Source organism: Synechococcus sp. WC101 (assembly GCF_047461555.1).
In the GTDB taxonomy this organism is placed as follows: domain Bacteria; phylum Cyanobacteriota; class Cyanobacteriia; order Thermostichales; family Thermostichaceae; genus Thermostichus.
On record NZ_JANSHG010000236.1, the window covers coordinates 1 to 2,592 of the forward strand.

General features: G+C 60.5%; 1 protein-coding gene and 1 pseudogene. One reads left to right on the forward strand and one right to left on the reverse strand.

Going from position 1 to position 2,592, the window contains the following annotated elements; translation table 11 throughout:
* A pseudogene (locus NW809_RS11870) lies at positions 1–127 on the reverse strand (DNA-binding response regulator); the annotation flags it as partial.
* A 311-nt stretch (positions 128–438) separates the two neighbouring features.
* Here NW809_RS11870 and NW809_RS11875 point away from each other — a divergent pair.
* Positions 439–2,490: a ribonuclease catalytic domain-containing protein gene (locus NW809_RS11875; protein WP_414402231.1), complete on the forward strand. Its 2,052-nt coding sequence runs from the start codon at positions 439–441 to the stop codon at positions 2,488–2,490.
* Positions 2,491–2,592 lie beyond the last annotated feature (102 nt).

Genomic DNA, 2,592 nt, shown 5'->3' on the forward strand with positions numbered 1-2,592 from the left:
CCTCCAGGGCTTCCAGACCATTGCTGGCTGCCACCACCTCGTAGCCGCGAAACTCCAGGTAATCCTTCACCAGGAGGACGAGATTGGGATCGTCATCAACAACCAGTAAGCGCTTTGGGGCGTCCACGGCTAACCTCGTCGTTGCTGGCAAGCCCAGATGACCGGGACTTGCTAGGTAAACTTTTGGAGATGGAGAGACCCAGAATCTACGGCCAAGATTCTACCTTGCTCCTGATGGTTTCCACTGGCTTGTGTAGATTTTCTTCAACCAGCTAGGAGGGGCTTCAGCAAGCTCTGCCTTGGGATCCCTGGCAGCTAGCAGCCTCCACCTAGCCTTTTAGGGTAAGTTTGCTTGGCGGGTTTTTCCCATAGTCAAGGAAGGCAGAGCTAGGGGAGAATGTTGAGAGCAGCAAGCGTGAGCCTGGCTGGGTAGAGAGGGTGGAAAAGGGTACGCTGGTAGAGTTTCGCCACAATAACGAGCGGCTATTGGCCGTAGTTCAGGGCACGGAGGGCAAAAAGAACCTGCTGTTGGAGGTGCCCTCAGGGCAGGTTTACAGCGTTCACCCCCGCCAAATTACGTTCGCCCTGAACGGCAATTCCAACTTTACCGTTTCCGATATCCCCAGCTTTTGGCAGGCGGTTCAGGCAAAGCTGGATCCCGAGAGCTTGGCTTTGGCCTGGGAATTGGTTCAGGAGGAGCGGCGGCCCCTGAGCCTCTCGGAGATGGCGCAGTTGTTGTTTTCCGACGATTCGCCGGTCTCCACCTATGCAGCCTACCGCCTTTTGAGCGAGGATTACATTTACTTTAAGGAGAAGGGGGAAGGCTACGAGCCGCGCCCGCCGGCACAGGTAAAGGAAATTCTCCATCAAATTGCTGTCGCCCAGCAGCGGCAGCAGGAGCAGGCCGAGTTTGAGGCCCGCCTAAAAGCAGCGGTGGCCCAGCCTGGGCAAAAGTACACTTGGAGCCCAGCGGAACGAGCTCGTCTGGAGGTGCTGGAGCGCCTAGCTTTGCAGGGAGCGGCGGCCAGCATTCGCAGCCACGAGGATCTCTCCCACAACCTCACCCCCTCGGATCGGGAGCGGGTCTCGCAACTGCTGCAACTGATGGGATTTCCCGACACTCCTCAAGGAGCCTTTGACGCCCTGGTAGCCCTGGGCCTGTGGAGCCGCCACGAGAACCTGGCCCTGCGCCTTACGGGGATCCCCACCCAATTTCCCAAGGAGGTGGAGCGCTACGCCCAAACTTTGCTTGGCGGGCCTCCCCCCTTCTTGGATCTGCCTCTGCGCCGGGATCTCACCCATCTTCACACCTACACCATCGACGATGCCAGCACCCGCGACATCGACGATGCTCTCAGCGTCGAGTTTGAGTCGGATGACGAGGTGAAGCTCTGGATCCACATCGCCGATCCCAGTTGTTGGGTGCGGTGGGGGGATCCTCTAGATCTAGAGGCCCGCCGGCGGGGTACCAGTGTCTACCTGCCAGAGCGGGTGATCCCGATGTTCCCGCCAGAGCTGTCCACTGGTCCTATGAGTTTGGTGCAGGGGGAGGTGCGGCCTGCTCTCAGCTTTGGCATTCGCCTGGGAGGCGACGGGGCGGTGCGCGACTACGAAATTTGCCTTAGCCAAATCCAGGTAAACTACCGCCTCACCTACGACGATGCCGACGAGATGCTGGAGTTGGAGGCAGAGCCACAGCTGACAGCCATTGCTCGGGCAGCGCGCTGGCGCTACACCTGGCGACTTGGGCAAGGGGCGATCCCTATTGGCCTGCCGGAGCAGGACATCAAGGTCATCGACGAGATCCCCCACCTGCGCGTTATTGAGGATACGCCGGCGCGGCAGATGGTGGCGGAAATGATGGTGCTGGCCGGCGAGGTAGCCGCTCGCTTTGCCCGCCAGCATGGGATCCCAGTGCCCTACCGCCTGCAGCCTGCTCCCGAACTGCCCCCGCCGGAAGTTTTGGAGCTGTACCCCCAGGGGCCGGTCAGGTCCTTTGCCATCATGCGGTGTCTGTCGCGGGCAGAGGTGGCCACGCAACCTGAGCGGCACGCGGGCCTGGGCCTTGATGCCTACTGCCAGGTAACTTCCCCAATTCGCCGCTACCTGGATCTGGTGGCGCACTACCAGATCAAGGCCTTTTTGCGCGGGGATCCCCTGCCCTTGACAGAAGCCGAGGTACAGCAGGTGTTGCTAGGCATTGAGCCAGGCACGGCCGAGGCCGCTCAGGTGGAGCGCAAGTCCAAGCGCTACTGGAGCATTGAGTACCTGCGCCAGCGACCAGGGCAGACTTGGCGGGCATTGGTTCTGGGCTATCTGCGCGAGGAGGAGAACCTGGTGATGGCCATGCTGGATGAGATTGCCTTTCGCGTGCCGGTGGGCTTGGAGCGGCAGGTGCCGCTGGGGGCCTGGATTGAGTTGGAGGTCCTCCAAGCAGATCCCCGTGCCGATGTGATTGAGTTGCGGGAGGTAAGAGACTTTGCTCCCTAAAGAGGGGGGTAGCTGATACAACAGAGGAGGGTTATCCCCGTTCCCCAGGAGGAGTTCCATGGCCACACGACCTTCTGGCCCGCCGCCGATTGTCTATATTCT